Raw genomic sequence first — 17,649 nt, forward strand, 5'->3', positions numbered from 1 at the left:
TTGTTTTTTTAAATAATAAATGTGATTAATCCTCTTTCGCCCTCATTAATCATTCTTTCCAACATGAGTCGCATACGATTTTTTGCACTTGAAGGAACGTTACGCATTTTGTAACGAATGCTTTCAGTCATTACTTCATGTAACGGCGTCCCAAATAATTGTGTTTCCCATAAAGCTCGGCGGTCATTATCATATGCATTTTGTAAATCCTTCAATAAATGCTGACTATGGAACTCAGATCCGATTAATGGTGAAAATTCTGCGTCCATATCTATTCTAATAATGTGGTACGAAGGAGCCGTTGCCTTCATCCTTACACCATAAAAGTTATTTTGTTGAATTAATTCCGGCTCACTTGGTGAAAATTCATCCATTGCCGGCAATGTTACACCATAACCATCTTCTTTTGCCTGTTGAATTGCTTCTCGGAATCTACTTTGTGCAGCCTTTGCTTCAGCAGCTTCCTTTATGAATAGTAACCAATCTTTTTTAGAATCAACTGGCTTTTCCAACCATTGTCTACACACATTTTTATACGTATCACCATCGACAGATACACGCAATGTTGCAATTCCCTGACCAGCGTCAATACTTTCTACATGACACTTCTCTACAAAATCGATATCTTGTAAAATCAAACTTGCCGTTTCAACATCACGAAGTTTCATCTGACCATCTTCAAGTTGGTTAACAGCAAATGCTAACGTTTCATTTAACTCATGTCGATCATCTAGTACGTCTAACCAATCTGGTTTTTCAACTACGATTTGATTGACATTAAATTCATATAAAGCTTCCTGTAAAATTGCTGCAACGTCCATCGGTTGCAATTTATCAATCGACGTTGCGATAACAGGAACTTCATATTGCTCCACTAAAGATTGACGAAGCAATAATGTATCATGGGCATTTGGTGTCGTGCTATTTAGTACGATAACAAATGGCTTTCCAATTTCCGTTAACTGTTCGATAATTTGTTGCTCAGCCTTTTGCGCAGCTGATCGATTAATGCCGTTGACTGTACCATCCGTCGTTACAAGAACACCTATATTAGCATGATCTCGAATAACTTTGTCGGTTCCAATTTTTGCTGCCTCTTGAAACGCTATTGGCTCATTATGCCATGGTGTATGCACATATTTTGGACCAGACTCATCTTCATACCCTTTTGCACCATCAATAACATACCCTACACAGTCTACAAGCCTAACTCGAAATGGAATTGAGTTTTCACCGATTTCGATTGTCGTTCCTTGTGCGGGCACGAATTTCGGCTCTGAGGTCATAATAACGGGTCCAGGTGAACTTTGGGGTAACTCGTCCATTGCGCGCATACGGTCTTCTGCATTTGAAATATTCGGTAAAATAACACCTTCCATAACCTTTTTGACAAATGTCGACTTCCCTACTCGAACGGGTCCTACAACGCCAATATAAATATCGCCATTTGTACGTTCGGCTAGTTGTTGAAAAATTTGTTCGCTAATCGCAGTTCCTCCTTTAAAAGCATATAACTACGCGAATTTCCCCATTAGGAATACTTCATTGCACTGTCAAAACCACTATATGTATCGACTTATCCAAATATGAAAAAACTCGCACAGCAAGTTGTGCGAGAATGACAAATTTTTATTTTTTATTTATTGGATCGTAGACAATGACTGGCTCATTATTTTCATCTACTGTGTAAGGTAATGAATAGGATGGGACAACAGGGAAGGCATCCACTAAAATTTCTCGGATATCATCGCCCGGTGTTGCTTTAATCTCATTTTCTTTCATATAGGTATATAAATCAATTGAATAGTCTACATACAAATCCCCCTCAGAGGAGACTACAATTGGAAGCTGATTATTTGAATAGGGACTTTGAATTGTCACTTCTTTATCATAACCAATATTTTTAAAATTAACTGTATATACATGTTCTACTACTTTATCCTTAAACTGTGGATATTTTGTAGACGCGAATCGGATATTAACCTCACGCATACGTTCTGGCACCCGCAAATCTACTAGTTTTACAGTTGGATTTTCCTCTGCATCCCAAATCATATATTGGAATATGCCGCCCTTTTCATAGGAGTTTGCTGGTGGTGCACCGATATATTTTGGGACAAGTCTATCAAAATCAATTAAATATTTAATAAAAATATCTGTATCCTGATCTCTATTTTTAATTGGTAATACACCTGTATCTTTTTGGTATTCTTCTACAGCACGTTGGACACCCGCAAGCATGTCCAAATCAGGCCGTAAGCTGGATTGATCAAAATTTGTTGTTGATCCACAACCCGCAAGGATGATTACACTCATCGATAAGAATATAAACAATTTAGACCATTTCATATCAATTCCCCCATTACTAGTTTGGCCACGTAAAGACTACGAGTACCATTAATACGGTTCCTACTAAAAACATTCCAAAAGCAATTAAACGAAGAAGGAATGATAAAAATGCGTTATGTATCCATTTACGGACAGCCGATATAAGTAAAATTGAAATAAGTAATAAGCCAATCGAATAAAAGGAAACCCACATTACATCAAGTGCGTGCATACTTGCTAAAGGACCACGAGCAGACGCTAATACATAATGAGATGTGAGATTAATAGATTGCAGTAGATGATGCAAAGTTAAAACCGCCTTTCATAAAATTTTACAACTATTCCGCTAATTATTATAGCTGTTTCAAAACAAAAAGAATAGGAGGCATGCATGCATACCTCCTTAATTGTGACAATTTATTAAATTTTTTACTTTAATTTTTATTAATTAAACAGTCGAACTTGCAAATTTACTCGCCTAGTTCATCAATTTCGCGTTTTTTCATACGCAACATTAATTGATCTACTGCATCTTTTGTGTCTTTTTCATTAAATAAAACCTCATATAAGGCCGAAGTAAGTGGCATTGCTACATCATATTTTTGGGATAATTGGTGTGCAGCCTTTGTTGTACGAACACCTTCTACTACCATGCCCATTTCCTCAAGAACTTGATTAAGCTTCATACCTTTGCCAAGCATATTACCGGCGCGCCAGTTACGGGAATGGACGCTTGTACAAGTCACAATTAAATCACCCATTCCTGAGAGACCTGCAAAAGTAAACGGATTCCCTCCCATTTTCACACCTAGCCGTGTAATTTCCGCTAAACCACGTGTAATTAAAGCAGCCTTTGCATTGTCCCCGTAATTTAAACCATCTGTAATTCCTGCTGCTAAGGCAATGACATTTTTTAATGCTCCGCCAATTTCAACACCAATTACATCATCACTTGTATAAATGCGGAAATATTGGTTCATAAATAAATCCTGTACTTTTTCAGCTGCTTTTAGATTCTCACATGCTGCCGTTACTGTAGTAGGATGCTGTAGAACTACTTCTTCAGCATGGGATGGACCAGATAATACAACAATGTCACTTACTACATCATCACTCAAGCTTTCGTTCATTAGCTCAGAAATACGTAACAATGAATCTGGTTCAATGCCTTTAGAAACATGGACAAACAATACTTTTTCAGTTAGAAACTGCGATAGGTTTGCACATACTTCTCGAATTCCTTTTGTAGGTACAGCCATTACTATCGTCGTAGCATGCTTTGCGGCTTCTTCCAACTGATGTGTTGCCTTTAAATTATTTGGTAACTCCGTATTCGGTAAATATTTTTTGTTTGTATGTTGATGATTAATCTCGTTTGCCTGGTCTTCTCTATGTGACCAAATTAGTGTGTCATGACCATTTTCAGCTAACACGACAGCTAATGCCGTCCCCCAAGAGCCAGCTCCTAATACAACTACTTTTTCCATAAAAATTACCCCCAACTTCACTCAAATTCCAATTACGTTATTCGACTTGAGCTAATTTCTCCCTAGTGAACAAAAACGCTAGTTCATTTTCATAAACTAGCGCATTTTTATAATTAGTCACGAGCACGTGTAATTAATCGAATTGGTGTCCCTTCGAAATCAAATGTTTCACGAATACGGTTTTCTAAGAAACGCTCGTACGAGAAGTGCATTAACTCTGGTTCATTTACGAATACGACAAATGTTGGCGGTTTAATTGCCACCTGTGTTGCGTAATAAATACGTAGACGACGACCTTTATCTGTCGGTGCTGGATTACGTGCTATTGAATCTTCAATTACTTCATTTAAAATAGAAGATTGGATACGCATTGCATGGTTTTCACTTACGCGTTTAATAATCGGTAGAATGTTATGCACACGTTGTTTCGTTTTTGCCGAAACGAAAATGATTGGTGCATAATCTAAAAATAAGAAATGTTCACGAATTTGCTCGGTATAGAAGTTCATCGTTTTTTCGTCTTTTTCAATTGCATCCCATTTATTTACGACGATTATAACTGCTTTCCCCGCTTCATGGGCATAGCCTGCAATTTTTTTATCTTGTTCTTGAATGCCTTCATCCGCATTTAGAACGACTAAAACAACGTCAGAACGTTCAATTGCACGTAATGCACGTAAAACCGAATATTTTTCAGTCGATTCGTATACTTTCCCTTTTTTACGCATACCTGCTGTATCAATAATGACATAATCTTGATCATCATATGTGTAAGGTGAGTCAATGGCATCACGAGTTGTCCCTTGAATATCACTTACAATAACTCGATCATGTCCTAAAAATGCATTAACTAAAGAAGATTTACCTACGTTCGGGCGTCCAATTAATGAAAACTTAATTGTATCTTCATCGTACTGCTCTTCATCAGGTTGTGGGAAGTGTTTTGCACACTCATCAAGCAAGTCACCTAGTCCTAATCCGTGGGAACCAGAGATCGGCCAAGGCTCACCAAAACCTAACGAATAGAAATCATAAATCATATGGCGCATATCTGGGTTATCAATTTTGTTAACCCCTAATACGACCGGTTTCTTCGTTCTATATAAAATTTTCGCTACTTGTTCGTCAGCAGCTGTAACACCTTCACGACCATTTGTCATAAAAATAATAACGTCCGCTTCATCAATCGCGATTTCTGCTTGTTGGCGAATTTGCTCTAAAAATGGCTCGTCACCAATGTCAATACCGCCTGTATCAATAATATTAAATTCATGTGCTAGCCAATCAGCCGAACTATAAATACGGTCACGTGTTACACCTGGAATATCTTCCACTATTGAAACACGCTCACCAACGATTCGATTAAAGATCGTTGATTTACCTACGTTCGGACGTCCTACGATGGCGATTACTGGTTTTGTCATCTGTACTTCATCCTTCCAAACTCTATCTCATTGTATTATACACGAATTTGTCTATTATATCATTTTTTCACAACATTCAAAATGCATCGTCCACTTATGTAAATGTATTCATCCATAACATTAAACGGGAAAATAAAAAGTTGTTAGCTTGAGGGTACTCAAACTAACAACTTTATGACAAACATAATTTAAAACGGGTATATAAAACTCATTTCTCATGCTTGTCCTATTCACTTTGCAATAGCTGACTATTTCAGCGTAGTAAAAGGCATATGAAAAGGTTAAATTTCTATTCGAAAACAATTATTCTTTCGTAAATTCCTTTAATTTGTCACCAATTACATCGCTAAATGAGAACCCTGTATTTTCTTCAGGTAGTTCATATTCGAAGTTTTCTTCGTCTTCTTGCGCTTCTTGTAATGCTTTAATGCTTAAAGCGAGACGTTTTTCAGCTTCATTCACTTCTAATATTTTCACTTCTACTTCTTGGCCTTCTTTTAATACCTCATGTGGTGTATTAATATGTTTGTGTGCAATTTGAGAAATATGCACAAGCCCCTCTACACCCGGAAATACTTCAACAAAAGCACCAAAAGTTACAAGACGCTTCACAACACCTGGTAATACTGTACCTTTAGAAGCTTTTTCCTCAATATTTGACCAAGGTCCAGGTAAGGTATCTTTAATAGATAAAGATACACGCTCATTTTGTGGATCTACAGATAAAACTTTTACTTTTACTGTTTGTCCTTCTTGTAGAACAGTTGAAACATCATCTACATGCTCATGTGCTACTTGCGAAATATGGACTAGACCATCAATTCCACCAAGGTCGATGAAAGCACCAAAGTTTGCTAAACGCTGTACTTTACCTTCTAAAACGTCGCCTTCTTGGATTGTTTGAATAACTTTTTGCTTTTTAGACGCTTTTTCTTCTTCTAAAACTGCACGGTGAGACAAAATAAGGCGTCCTTTATCTTTATCTAATTCTGTAATTTTAAAGCTTAATACTTTTCCTTTATAGTCATCGAATTTTTCTACAAAATAATCTTCAACTAGTGAAGCTGGAACGAAGCCACGTACTCCTAGATCAACTACAAGTCCGCCCTTCACTACATCTTTTACCTCTGCTTCGAATACTTCGCCTGATGCAAATTTTGCTTCTAATTTATCCCAAGCATGTAGTGCATCTACTTTACGTTTAGATAAAACAAAATTTTCTTCTTCTACTTTTGTAATCATTAGCTCTAGTTGATCTCCTACAGATACAACATCAGAAGCTTTTTCAATGTGTAAGCTTGAAAGTTCGCTAATCGGTATAATTCCATCAAAAGGTGCTCCCTCGATTGAAACTGTTACTGACTTTTCTTCTACTTGCTCAGCAACACCTTTCACAATATCTCCTTCTTGAAATTGTTGGTTTGACCCTAAATTCATTTCCTCAGACATATGTAACCCTCCTTCGCATATTCCACTTTTTATTTTATTCGAAAAGTTCTACAAAGACAAAAAATATCCCTTTTATTTCAGAAATTTCATATTACGCATACAATAACCATCGATTTAAGCCATTTTTTCTTTTGCAAGCTTTAAAATTTCTTCCGCTGCCTCATCAATTGATAGGTTTGTTGTATCTAAAAATAATGCATCCTTTGCTTGGATTAGTGGTGATGCTTCTCGCTCACTATCTAGTTTATCGCGTAAGGCAATTTCCTGTTGCAGTAATTCAATCGTTGACGGAATACCACGACGCTCATTGTCGATAAAACGGCGACGTGCACGCTCCTCGACAGTTGCTGACATAAAAATTTTCAACTCAGCATCTTTTAATACATGTGTTGCAATATCACGTCCGTCCATCACAACACCACCATTAGCAGCAAGTTGTTGTTGCATCGCGACTAAAATTTCACGAATATTTGCATGAGCTGCCACTTGTGAAACATTTGCTGTCACTTCATTGGAACGGATAGCTTGAGATACATCTTCACCATCTAAAAATACTAATTGGCCTTGCTCAGATGGCTCTAAAGCGATTGTTGTATCATGTAGCATTGCTTCGATCGCCACTGCGTCATGTAATTGTATGTTTTGTTTCATAGATTTATACGTTACTGCACGGTACATAGCACCTGTATCAATATAAGTAAATTGCAATGCCTCCGCTACAATTTTAGCAATTGTACTTTTCCCAGCTCCTGCTGGGCCATCAATTGCAATTTGAATTTTTTTTGCCATAAAATATCCCTACTTTCAGTTGATATTGTATCATATCCTAAAATAGATATCGCTTTAATCAGCACTTTTTCAAGTAAAAAACGATGAATTATTTTAAACGAAAAAAGAGATCTAAAAAGTATTCACCCTTAGATCTCCCTCATTTCCATTAAATTTCATTTAACTCTTTTTTTCGAATCATTAATTGTCGCTCGAAGCAAAAGCGAACGATATGTTGTTGATCAATGTCATCTGTATTCGTAAATTGAATGGATGCAATGTTAACATCATCCCTTTCAAAAATACGCACGACATTTGCTTCTGTTTCAACATAACGCATATCACCATTAGCAAATGGAAGAACAATAACAAGCTTTACAATTTCTCCTTCAGTAAATCCAACTGGTGATTTTAAATGAATGGCTATACCACCAGCACTAATATCTTCTGCAACCAATTGATAGTAACGATTATTATGCTCGATTGCAACATCAACAGGTGTTTCTACGCGAACATATTCTCTTCGTTGGATTTTTATAAATTCATCCTCTGGAGGACATGACAACAAAATCATCTGAATATCGCCACCTCTACGGCCTAGAACTTCCGTATTAAAGCAAAAATTCTCTCGTTTATCTGTTGTAAATGTTACTCGAAATTGTGCTCCATCTACTAAAAATGCCGTTTTATTCGTCATAACATTGATTGGATAATCAATAAAAATTATATTATTTTGTCGCTCCACAATTCTACAACGAAACTTTTCGATGCGATCCGTATAAGTTGGTTCTAAAGTTAAAAGCGTACCAATTTTAAGTTCCATTTGCTTCTCCCTGTGCTATAAAAGATTGATAATACCATTATCTCACGGGATAGAAAAATTAGCTATATGTTACTATGGAAAAATTGGTAATTGTTAATGTAATTTTTCTGTTTTTATTACTTCATGTGTTTCTACATCGATGACGATACGGAATGTATCCTGCAACTTATTGTCTAATCGTACAATCGTTTCATAGCATTTACGTAGCTGTAGAGATTGGTTCGCTGTATATATTTTTTTCACTTCTTCTACTGTCGCATTTTCCGCAAAAAACGTATCCCAATCAATTGGAATTTCACCCTGCTGTGGAATTACCTCTTCTTGTATATACTCCATTGCGTTTACACCAAGTACTTCCCCATTATCCTTCGCTACTTTCACTTGAATACTATCCGGATAGACAAGCGCTTGATCGTCACCATGAACACGTGTAAACACATAGTGCCATGCTTCATGATTTTCACGAGATTCAGTAAGCACTACATCCGTATACCCTACTTTTTTCATAAATTGTTGGGCAGCATTTGCAATGTTTTCATGAGACTGCGGATTTTTTAACACTGGTCGCTCTAATAAGAATGATAGTAAATGGCCACCTTTTTCAGTAATATCTGCATAGCCTATCCTTGAGCCTCTAATAAATTGAATATGATAAAACGGATAGGGTGCATCGTCACTGCTTTTCGTAACCGTTACGACCGCATCATTAATTTCAGGGAAGAAGGTCTTTAATTTTTCAATCGCTTGCTTTTTCGTTATTTTTTCATCTTTTAAATGCTGTAAATCTCGTTTCTTTTCATAATCTGATTCACTAGCCGTTAACGGGAAATCCGTTTCATTATATGACTTCAATTGTTTCGATGCTTGAAGAAATGGTGAATCTTTTAAGTCTGTTGTACTATTATTTGTCCATTTAGAAAAATCACCATCGTTCTCATAAAATTGAATTGTGGCAACTTTCCATTCTTCCGCAAAGGATTGTAAGTTGGTTGAGACAGTTGTCATTTTACTTTTCCAGTTTTCTATATCACCGGTAGTAGCGGCTTGCTTTGCACTATCTCCTACTTTACCTAAATAGCGTAACCACTCATTTTGAACTTCTTGATGTAATGGTAAATTTGCTACTGATTTTCTTAATTCGCTACTCATTCGCCAAATTGAGTCTAATTCTGTTTTTAACGCCCGTTCATCTTGGAATAATAATGATTGAGAAATTGTTTGATGCAGTAAAGATAGTTTTTCAGTAGCTGTTGATAAATCTCTCGATTGAGTCGCATATACCGCGCGCTCTAATTGCTTATTTTTATCATAAAAATCATAGGCAACAAAGGCTAAAATCACAACTAATAAACCTAATAAATACGATAAATTTTTCATTAAACCACCTTCTTACAAGCAAAAAATATGCTCGCCAATTTGTTTGATTTGTGGTCTTGACCAAATCCATTTACTTGTTGCTGTTACTGGATTAAAGTAATAGAGTGCATTTTCAGAAGGATCCCATCCGTTAATTGCATCTAAAACAGCTTGTTTTGCACGTTCATTTGGTTTCAACCAAATTTGACCATCTGCTACTGCAGTGAATGCAAGTGGTTGGAATATGATTTCTGAAATACTATCAGGAAATTCTGGGGATTCTAATCGATTCAAAATTACCGCTGCTACAGCGACTTGTCCTTCATATGGCTCACCACGCGCTTCCCCATAAACTGCATTAGCCATTAACTGTAAATCCTGCTCCGTATAGTTTGGTGGAAGTTGTATTGAAGTCGTTGAATTAGAACCAGTTCCACCTCCACCTCCACCGCCTCCTTTTTTCACTTGCTGCTCAAGCGGCATTCCACCATAGTACGTAAATCGGTTGCCAGACTCAATTTGCTTGTGCACATATGCTTTATCAAAATCGGAATTATTAACGAGTTTCTGCTTTGTAGTTTTTCCTGCAATTCCGTCAACTGGTAGACCGTATTGCTCTTGAAAATTGCGTAATGCCCAATAGGTACCATAGCCAAATTTTCCATCAATTGTCCCATGATAAAAGCCTAAGTATTGTAATCGTGCCTGTAATTCAATAACATCATCACCAAATGCACCACGTTGCACTTCTTGATTCGAAAATGCTGATGCGTTTATTGAAAAACTTAATGACAGTATTAAAACGGAAAGCACTATTTTTTTCAAAGTTTTTTCACTCCTTTTTTTCAGTAGCATGTAAAAAATAGAGATTTTTATACATAAGAAAAGCTATTTAGATGAAATAAATATCTAAATAGCTTTTTATCAATTATTTAATTTTGTTGACGAGATAAATGTTCTACTAAATGTTCATGTGCTAACTTCACTTTTCTTAGCGCAAACCACCATAAGAAAAACATAAACGGTAACATGACATACAAAAAATATTCTTCCAGCATTAAAATTGAATTATACATAAAATGTAAGCCCATTGGCGCAAAAAGGGCTAATGCAATATATTTTTTTTGAATACTCTCTGTAGAAAATTTACCTTTTCCATAATAAAAGCCCATTACAACACCAAATAAAGCATGACTTGAAACAGGTAATAAAGCACGCATAAATGCTTGATCAATTCCAAATGACAATAAATAAATGACATTTTCAACTGTCGCAAAGCCTAACGAAACTGCTGCTCCATACAAAACGCCATCATATGGATCATCAAATTCTACATGATTTAAAATAATCGCCAATATAATTAGCCACTTTACAAATTCCTCTAGTATGCTTGTAAAGGTAACATTTATTAAAAATGGATTCGTAAAGGTTTGCTCTTCTTCTAAAATAAATTGGATGAATAACACCGGAAATGTAACAATGCCACCATAAAGAAAGGAATGTAACAATGTTCTTCTAGGCTCTGTATCCATTTGATTGCGTAAATAAAAATAGCTTAAAAGGGCTAAACCCGGCGCAATGGCTGCTGATAATAGTATGAACATAGTGCCGGCTCCTTTCGTTTATAACGTACTATAAGTATAACACTTTTTAGTGCATTACAGTGATGCGCATATTACTATTTAACATTTCCAATTATGTAAAAATGAGGGCATAGATTAAAAAATAAAAACGCTCGACGTATTATATGCCGAGCGTTCAAGATTTAAATTTATTAATGCATAAAGGAATCAAAGTCTGTGTTTGCATTTGCAAGCATTAACAATAATTTTAATCGCGCCTTTTTCGGTTCAAAGTCGCCACCCATAATAACGCCCTGATCTTTTAAGTTATTCGCACTACTATAATAATCATAAGTTGGGAATACCCGTCCCTCTTCAGTAGAAGTAGTTAAAACGACCTTCGTCCCATTCTGGCATAGCTTTTCAATTGTGTTTGTCATCCTTGGTGTTATTTGACCACGTCCAGCACCAACTAGAATAAGACCTTCAATTTTTGCATCATATAATGCATCCAAAATAATTGAACTTGCACCTAAATAAGCAAGTACAATTTCAACGTTAGGATAAGTTTCTTGAATTTCATATACTTCTTTATTGGTTGGCTTTTGATAAATGACAACCTCATCATTATCTATAAAGCCCAACATTCCATATCCAATTGCGCCAAACCCATTAATGCTTGAAGAATGGACCTTTTTTACATATTTTGAGTGAATAATTTTCTCATTGAATACAACACATGTTCCGATATTTTTGGCTTGATCACTAGAAGCAACCAATAACGAATTACGTAAATTCGAATACACATCTGTTCCTATATCTTCAGGTGATTTTTGTGAACCCGTTATAATAATTGGTCGTTCATCATTTACAGTTAGCTCTAAAAAGTAAGCCGTTTCTTCTAAACTATCTGTGCCATGTGTAACAACGACACCACTTACAGAAGGATCTTCGAATACTCGATGAATTGTTCGATTTAAGAGATTTAAATTTTCAAATGTCATATGCATCGAAGGGATTTGATATAGATCAATTAATTCAATATTCATCTCATTTTCAAGTTGGCACATCGACAAAATCGCATTCCCATCAAGCTTACCCGATTCTAATTTGTTTTTATCGTTTCGCTTACTAGCGATTGTACCCCCAGTCGTAATTAAAGCCACTTTTTTCTTCAAAACATTCACCTCTTATTTAATGTCAATAGCAATTTTATTTGCAATTAAGCCTCCGTGGAAACGGCCATTTTCTATAAAAATCTCGTTTGCATTATTACCTGCTGCCAGTACCCCGGCAATAAATAAGTTTTCAACATTTGTTTCCATTGTTTCAACATGATAAAACGGACGCCCAGTCTCATCATCCATTTCAACCCCCATTGCACGAATAAAACTGTGATCTGGGTGATAGCCGGTCATCGCAAATACAACTTCATTATCAATTTTTTGTTTGACTCCATCGATTGTCACAACGACCTCCTGCTCACGGATTTCATTGACACTCGCATTAAAATGCATCGTAATTTCACCATCTCGAACTAACCCTAAAAACTCTGGTAACACCCACGGCTTAATGCTCGGTGAATAATCGGCACCACGGTAAATAACGGTTACATGTGCGCCAGCTTTATTTAGCTCTAACGCCGCATCAATTGCTGAATTTTTCCCACCAATAACTAATACATCCATATCAAAAAATGGATGTGCCTCTTTAAAGTAGTGGTGAACCTTTGGTAAATCTTCACCTGGTATATTTAAATAATTCGGATGATCGTAGTAGCCTGTTGCAATCACTACATAAGGTGTTTCATACGTTTCTTTATCAGTTTGTACGACGAAGGTATGTTGATTTTTTTCAACACTTTTTACCATTTCGAAACGATTCACCTTAATTTTTTTCGCCTTTACAACTTCTCGATAATAAACAAGCGCTTGGTTTCGCTTTGGTTTGCGTTCTTCAATTATAAATGGTACATCCCCAATCGCTAACTTTTCACTCGTACTAAAAAAGGTTTGGTGTGTTGGATAATTATAAATTGCATTAACAACATTTCCTTTTTCTATTACAACTGGTGATAAACCAATATTTTGTAGTTCAATCGCTGCTGATAACCCACATGGGCCACCTCCAACAATGATTGCGTCTACTTTTTGCATAGTAACATCTCCTTAATACTTCCACACTTTCATTGCAGTACCTTTAATTGCCCGTACTACACGGTTCAACTAACAATCAGAAAAACGCAGATTGAGTTTCACTTTATTATACTGCTATTTTATTTTTGTAGTTTAATTTTGCTTGAAATTTATTTCAATTATATGGCATTCTGGCTTTGCTCCAAGTCGTATCGGGAGTAGCGTCGTCCCATATCCATTACTGACTAATTTATATAAGCCATCTACTTGGTTAAAATAACCATGTGGCTGAATTCCATATTGTCCGAGGCGAATTTGCCCACCATGTAAATGACCAGCTAAGCTTAATAGCGGCTTAAAATGACGATACACGACTGGGAACTGCTCAGGATTATGGGCAACAAAAACTGTAGATGCTTCCTTACATTGATTTAATGCCTCTTTAATATTCTGCTCACTTGGACTATATATAACACCGCTAAGCGCAAGTTTATTTTCACTTGCTAGTTCAATTGAGTCATTTTCAATAATTGTAATTTGATGCTGCTGAAATAATTGACGTAATTTTTTTTCGCCAATTTCTTTATCATTATTCCCCCATACAAAATAAACAGGCCCTAATTTTTTTAGCAATTGTATGTTTTCATCTATCGTTCTTTCAGAGGTACGGCGGTCTACAAAATCTCCACCAATTACGACTGCATTGATTGGTTCTGTAATTGAGGCAATCATCTTTTCATTTATCTTTCGTGCATGCGTATCCGAAATAAAAAATAAACGGACCTTTTCTTCGATGCCTTCTGCGTGTATGACGTGTTTACGGATATTATTTTCATTTGCTTGCTTCCACATGAACAACAGTAAAAGAATACCAGCAACAACGACGATTATAATAACCGTCATATATTTTCCTCCAATTCAAAAGAAAAAGACGAGATCCAAAAACGGTTCGTCTTTTTCATATTCGGTGTACAAAGGGCAAGCTACGGAAGAATAACTAATACTTGACCTGCCGAAATGCTATCTGATGATAAATTGTTCGCAGCTTTAATTTTCTCAATATTAGCAGGACTTCCGTTACCATAATATTTTAAAGCAATACGATATAAATTGTCTGTTGATTGTACAGTATGTGTTTTTTGCTTAGCTTGTGCCTCAGCTTTTTTCTTTTCCTCTTGCTCTTTCGCCTTTTGAGCAGCTATTTTTTGGGACTCTTCTATTTCTTTCGCTTTCTTTTCATCAACTAACTTTTTTTCTTCCGCTTTTTTCGCTTCTTCTGCTGCTAAACGTTCTTTTTCCTTCTCATCATTTAAAGCAGCTTCTGAATCTTTTTCTTCTTCTTTATCGTCGTCATTTTCTGTAATAGCCGTCGCCGTTTCTTTTGGGTCTTGCTTATGAATTTCAACTAATTGATCCTTTTCTTCATTCTCTACTTTTTCTGCAGTCGATGCACTTGGATCAAATATAAATGTGACATAGCCTAAAATGCCCAGTGGTATAAAAATAAAGACAACAACCAATATGGTCATGATTGGGTTTTTTTGTTTTTTTTCATTTTGTTTACGATGCCGGCTAACTCGAGACGTTTTGGAAACTGATTCATTATGTAATTCAATCTCTTGACGATGCTTTTCTACCTTCTCGCGGTAATTTTCTTTTGTCATGGTAGCTACCTCCAACTCCTATAACATATAAATATATTATGACGAATTTCTACAAAAAAGTAAACGGTATAACACCAGTTTACAAGTTTCGTAGTAGGATTTGGTGCAATCTTTGTTGCCAATTTGTCATTTCATTTTTCAGGCTATTCTCTTGGCGTTCATGGATTAGCTTTGAAAGCTCCACACCACAGTCGGAACAGCAATTTTCTTGTTCAGTTAAAAGTTTTTGACCAAAATATGCAACTAACTGTTTACGCATACAATTTGACGTTTCTATTAATCTTTGCATTTCTAACACTTCTTCGTACTTTTTCATTTGTAAGTTTTGCATGCGTTGCTTCACACTTTCTACTGATTCTTTTTCCAACCAATAATTCAATACACGAAATGCAACTTCAGATATTTCTCCGTTTCTTAGCATAGCACTTGGTTGTTCACCTCGGATAACATATTCCATATAACGAGTTATTTGCGACTCCTTTGGTAAATCCTCCGTCACGATAAACTTGGCGTACTGTTCATCTCCTTCGCAATACAATAAAATTGCTACCGCAGATTTTCCATCACGCCCTGCACGCCCAATTTCTTGCATATAATTAGAAATGGTAGAAGGCATCATTTCATGAATAACCTGTCGAACATCATCTTTATGTACCCCCATGCCAAATGCATTCGTCGCGACGATCCATTCCAATTTTCCCGATAAAAATTGTTGCTGAATAAATTGACGATCTTGCATATCTTTACCTGCGTGATAAGCTGCTACCGCAATATTTTGTTGCATTAGAAGTAAACTGATTGTTTCCGCTTTCGAACGTGATTGGGTATAAATTATGCCAGGACCTGCTGAGTGTTTAACATGCTCTACAATCCACATTAATTTCTCTTCCTTTTGGGTAAAATGCTTTTTGACTAAATGAATATTTGGTCGGTTCACCGAATGAATATAGGTGAAATATTCTTTCATCTGTAAATACACGGTAATATCCTTTAGTACATCGTCAGTTGCTGTGGCAGATAACGCCAAAATTGGTGGACGATTTTTTTTAGAAATAGCCTCCCCAATACGTAAATAATCAGGACGAAAATCAAAGCCCCACTGTGAAATACAGTGCGCTTCATCCGCCACAATTAATGAGAGTTCCATAGTTGATAGCCTCTCCTTCACTTGTGGTTGAATAAGCATTTCAGGTGAAATAAAAATAAAACGATATTCGTGAAGAAAGTGAAGCGCATAGTTTTTTTGTTGCGTAGATAAAAAGGAATTAAGTGCTACTACTCGCTTTTCACCCATTTGTTTTAATTGATCTACTTGATCTTGCATTAACGATAATAGCGGGGAAACGATTAAAACTGGCTTATTAAATACATAACCCGGCAATTGGTAGCAAAGTGATTTCCCCATTCCAGTAGGTAATATTGCCACAACGTCTTGTCCAGCGATTAATTTTTCGATAATCTCTTTTTGGCCTGGTCGAAAGGTTTCATAACCAAAATAATGTTGTAGCATTTGCTCTAATTGCATTAAACTTTTGCTCCTTTCGCTAATGTTAATCGAAGTTGAAAATAGCTAACATGTGGTAGTATTTCTCGCAACGTTTTAAGTCTTTTCGTTTCATAGTCTTCAGCTGCAGCTAATATTAATTGTTGATCTTCAACCGATACAAAAGGTTCAATCGAAAAGCTGTCATCATTCATTGCCATTTCTACAAGATGATCCTCAATCGTACTTCCCTTTAGACGACGAATATGTACAATTTCATCCATTGAATACCCTTTTTTATAAAGCTTTGCTGTTTCATTTGCGGAAGAAGTCAATAAAGTCTCTACGCGAATATTTGTAGCCACATGTTGTAACAACGGATAATGTGAAGACTTTTGATTAATTTCGTTTAACCACATATGTAAACCACTAATATATAAAAGCTGTACATCCATCTCCTGTAGATGGAAACTGAACGCAAGTTGCTGCCACGTTGAACCAACTTCCTCATAGCCTGATAAACGATAGATTAAAATATCTTTTACTTGATCATCGATTAGTAAGCTAGTAAGACTTTTTTCGATTTCCTCATAAAATGGCTTTTGTAATAGTTTTGTTTGATAATGATGTTGAATTAAAAATTGACGTACCCAATGCTGAACAGTTTCATTTCGTTCAATTGGAATAAATACCTTTACGTGACTTACTTGATAGGACAAGCTTTGTACTATGAGTGACAAACGACTAAAAAAGAGATGCTCATTTCCGCGATAATGCCAGCCATCAAATGATACAGTAAGTGGTGTTTTGGCAAGCTCTATACCTATCTCAGTCATCGTATAATAACCTGTTTCTTCTATAATAATCATATTTTTTGCAAACAATAAATCGATTTGCTCATCGAATTTTTTCCGAGATAATTTAGGTAATAACCCAAAATAAGGGTACAATTTAAAGAGACCAACATCTTGAATCGTTTGACCAGAACGTTTCCCTTTTAATAGATGATAGGCAGCAGAAATCGTTCTTTCCTGTGAGAACGCCAGTAATATTTTTAAAAGAATTTGTTGAATTAGCAAATCAAATCCCTCATTTTCGTAGTATTAGGTTGAAATGTATTTAAAACACATTTAGAATAAATAAGAGCTTAATGGAAGCGAACGGACAAAG

The 17,649-nt window shown here is 36.0% G+C and carries 17 protein-coding genes; all 17 read right to left on the bottom strand.

Annotated features, from left to right (window positions below):
- Window positions 1-8: 8 nt before the first annotated feature.
- The 17 genes from spoIVA to MKZ17_RS13890 all read right to left on the bottom strand — a co-directional run bounded on the left by spoIVA (window position 9) and on the right by MKZ17_RS13890 (window position 17,558).
- Window positions 9-1,487, bottom strand: coding sequence for a stage IV sporulation protein A (spoIVA, locus tag MKZ17_RS13810; protein ID WP_340725561.1), 1,479 nt, complete (start codon window positions 1,485-1,487; stop codon window positions 9-11).
- Between the two features lie 142 nt (window positions 1,488-1,629).
- Window positions 1,630-2,349, bottom strand: coding sequence for a hypothetical protein (locus MKZ17_RS13815; RefSeq protein ID WP_340724309.1), 720 nt, complete (start codon window positions 2,347-2,349; stop codon window positions 1,630-1,632).
- A gap of 16 nt (window positions 2,350-2,365) precedes the next feature.
- Window positions 2,366-2,635, bottom strand: a complete 270-nt coding sequence (locus tag MKZ17_RS13820) for a DUF2768 domain-containing protein (protein ID WP_340724310.1) — start codon at window positions 2,633-2,635, stop codon at window positions 2,366-2,368.
- A 163-nt stretch (window positions 2,636-2,798) separates the two neighbouring features.
- Window positions 2,799-3,815: an NAD(P)H-dependent glycerol-3-phosphate dehydrogenase gene (locus MKZ17_RS13825; RefSeq protein ID WP_340724311.1), complete on the bottom strand. Its 1,017-nt coding sequence runs from the start codon at window positions 3,813-3,815 to the stop codon at window positions 2,799-2,801.
- 113 nt (window positions 3,816-3,928) lie between these two features.
- The gene (der, locus tag MKZ17_RS13830) at window positions 3,929-5,239 is read right to left on the bottom strand and encodes a ribosome biogenesis GTPase Der (protein WP_340724312.1); all 1,311 of its coding nucleotides are present in this window, start codon (window positions 5,237-5,239) and stop codon (window positions 3,929-3,931) included.
- A gap of 303 nt (window positions 5,240-5,542) precedes the next feature.
- A complete protein-coding gene (gene rpsA / locus MKZ17_RS13835; protein WP_340724313.1) occupies window positions 5,543-6,688 on the bottom strand; it encodes a 30S ribosomal protein S1 in 1,146 nt (381 codons plus the stop codon).
- A gap of 114 nt (window positions 6,689-6,802) precedes the next feature.
- Window positions 6,803-7,477, bottom strand: a complete 675-nt coding sequence (cmk, locus tag MKZ17_RS13840; protein ID WP_340724314.1) for a (d)CMP kinase — start codon at window positions 7,475-7,477, stop codon at window positions 6,803-6,805.
- A gap of 148 nt (window positions 7,478-7,625) precedes the next feature.
- Window positions 7,626-8,279, bottom strand: coding sequence for a flagellar brake protein (locus tag MKZ17_RS13845; protein WP_340724315.1), 654 nt, complete (start codon window positions 8,277-8,279; stop codon window positions 7,626-7,628).
- A gap of 93 nt (window positions 8,280-8,372) precedes the next feature.
- Window positions 8,373-9,656, bottom strand: a complete 1,284-nt coding sequence (locus MKZ17_RS13850; protein WP_340724316.1) for a PepSY1/2 domain-containing protein — start codon at window positions 9,654-9,656, stop codon at window positions 8,373-8,375.
- Window positions 9,657-9,668: 12 nt separating this feature from the next.
- Complete coding sequence (gene sleB, locus MKZ17_RS13855) at window positions 9,669-10,490, bottom strand: spore cortex-lytic enzyme (RefSeq protein ID WP_340724317.1); 822 nt, start codon at window positions 10,488-10,490, stop codon at window positions 9,669-9,671.
- Window positions 10,491-10,567: 77 nt separating this feature from the next.
- On the bottom strand, window positions 10,568-11,239 hold the full coding sequence (gene prsW / locus MKZ17_RS13860) for a glutamic-type intramembrane protease PrsW (protein ID WP_340724318.1): 672 nt from the start codon (window positions 11,237-11,239) through the stop codon (window positions 10,568-10,570).
- 170 nt (window positions 11,240-11,409) lie between these two features.
- Window positions 11,410-12,375: an asparaginase gene (locus MKZ17_RS13865; RefSeq protein WP_340724319.1), complete on the bottom strand. Its 966-nt coding sequence runs from the start codon at window positions 12,373-12,375 to the stop codon at window positions 11,410-11,412.
- 12 nt (window positions 12,376-12,387) lie between these two features.
- On the bottom strand, window positions 12,388-13,353 hold the full coding sequence (locus MKZ17_RS13870; RefSeq protein WP_340724320.1) for a YpdA family putative bacillithiol disulfide reductase: 966 nt from the start codon (window positions 13,351-13,353) through the stop codon (window positions 12,388-12,390).
- Between the two features lie 132 nt (window positions 13,354-13,485).
- Window positions 13,486-14,235 (bottom strand): metallophosphoesterase, encoded by a 750-nt coding sequence (locus MKZ17_RS13875; protein WP_340724321.1) that lies wholly within the window; start codon window positions 14,233-14,235, stop codon window positions 13,486-13,488.
- Window positions 14,236-14,315: 80 nt separating this feature from the next.
- Window positions 14,316-14,996, bottom strand: a complete 681-nt coding sequence (locus MKZ17_RS13880) for a LysM peptidoglycan-binding domain-containing protein (RefSeq protein ID WP_340724322.1) — start codon at window positions 14,994-14,996, stop codon at window positions 14,316-14,318.
- 79 nt (window positions 14,997-15,075) lie between these two features.
- Window positions 15,076-16,521, bottom strand: coding sequence for a RecQ family ATP-dependent DNA helicase (locus tag MKZ17_RS13885; RefSeq protein WP_340724323.1), 1,446 nt, complete (start codon window positions 16,519-16,521; stop codon window positions 15,076-15,078).
- Window positions 16,521-17,558: a helix-turn-helix domain-containing protein gene (locus MKZ17_RS13890; protein ID WP_340724324.1), complete on the bottom strand. Its 1,038-nt coding sequence runs from the start codon at window positions 17,556-17,558 to the stop codon at window positions 16,521-16,523. The genes MKZ17_RS13885 and MKZ17_RS13890 overlap by 1 nt, the downstream gene beginning before the upstream one ends.
- Between the last annotated feature and the right edge of the window lie 91 nt (window positions 17,559-17,649).

This window comes from Solibacillus sp. FSL R7-0682, assembly GCF_038005985.1.
Classification (GTDB): Bacteria; Bacillota; Bacilli; order Bacillales_A; family Planococcaceae; genus Solibacillus.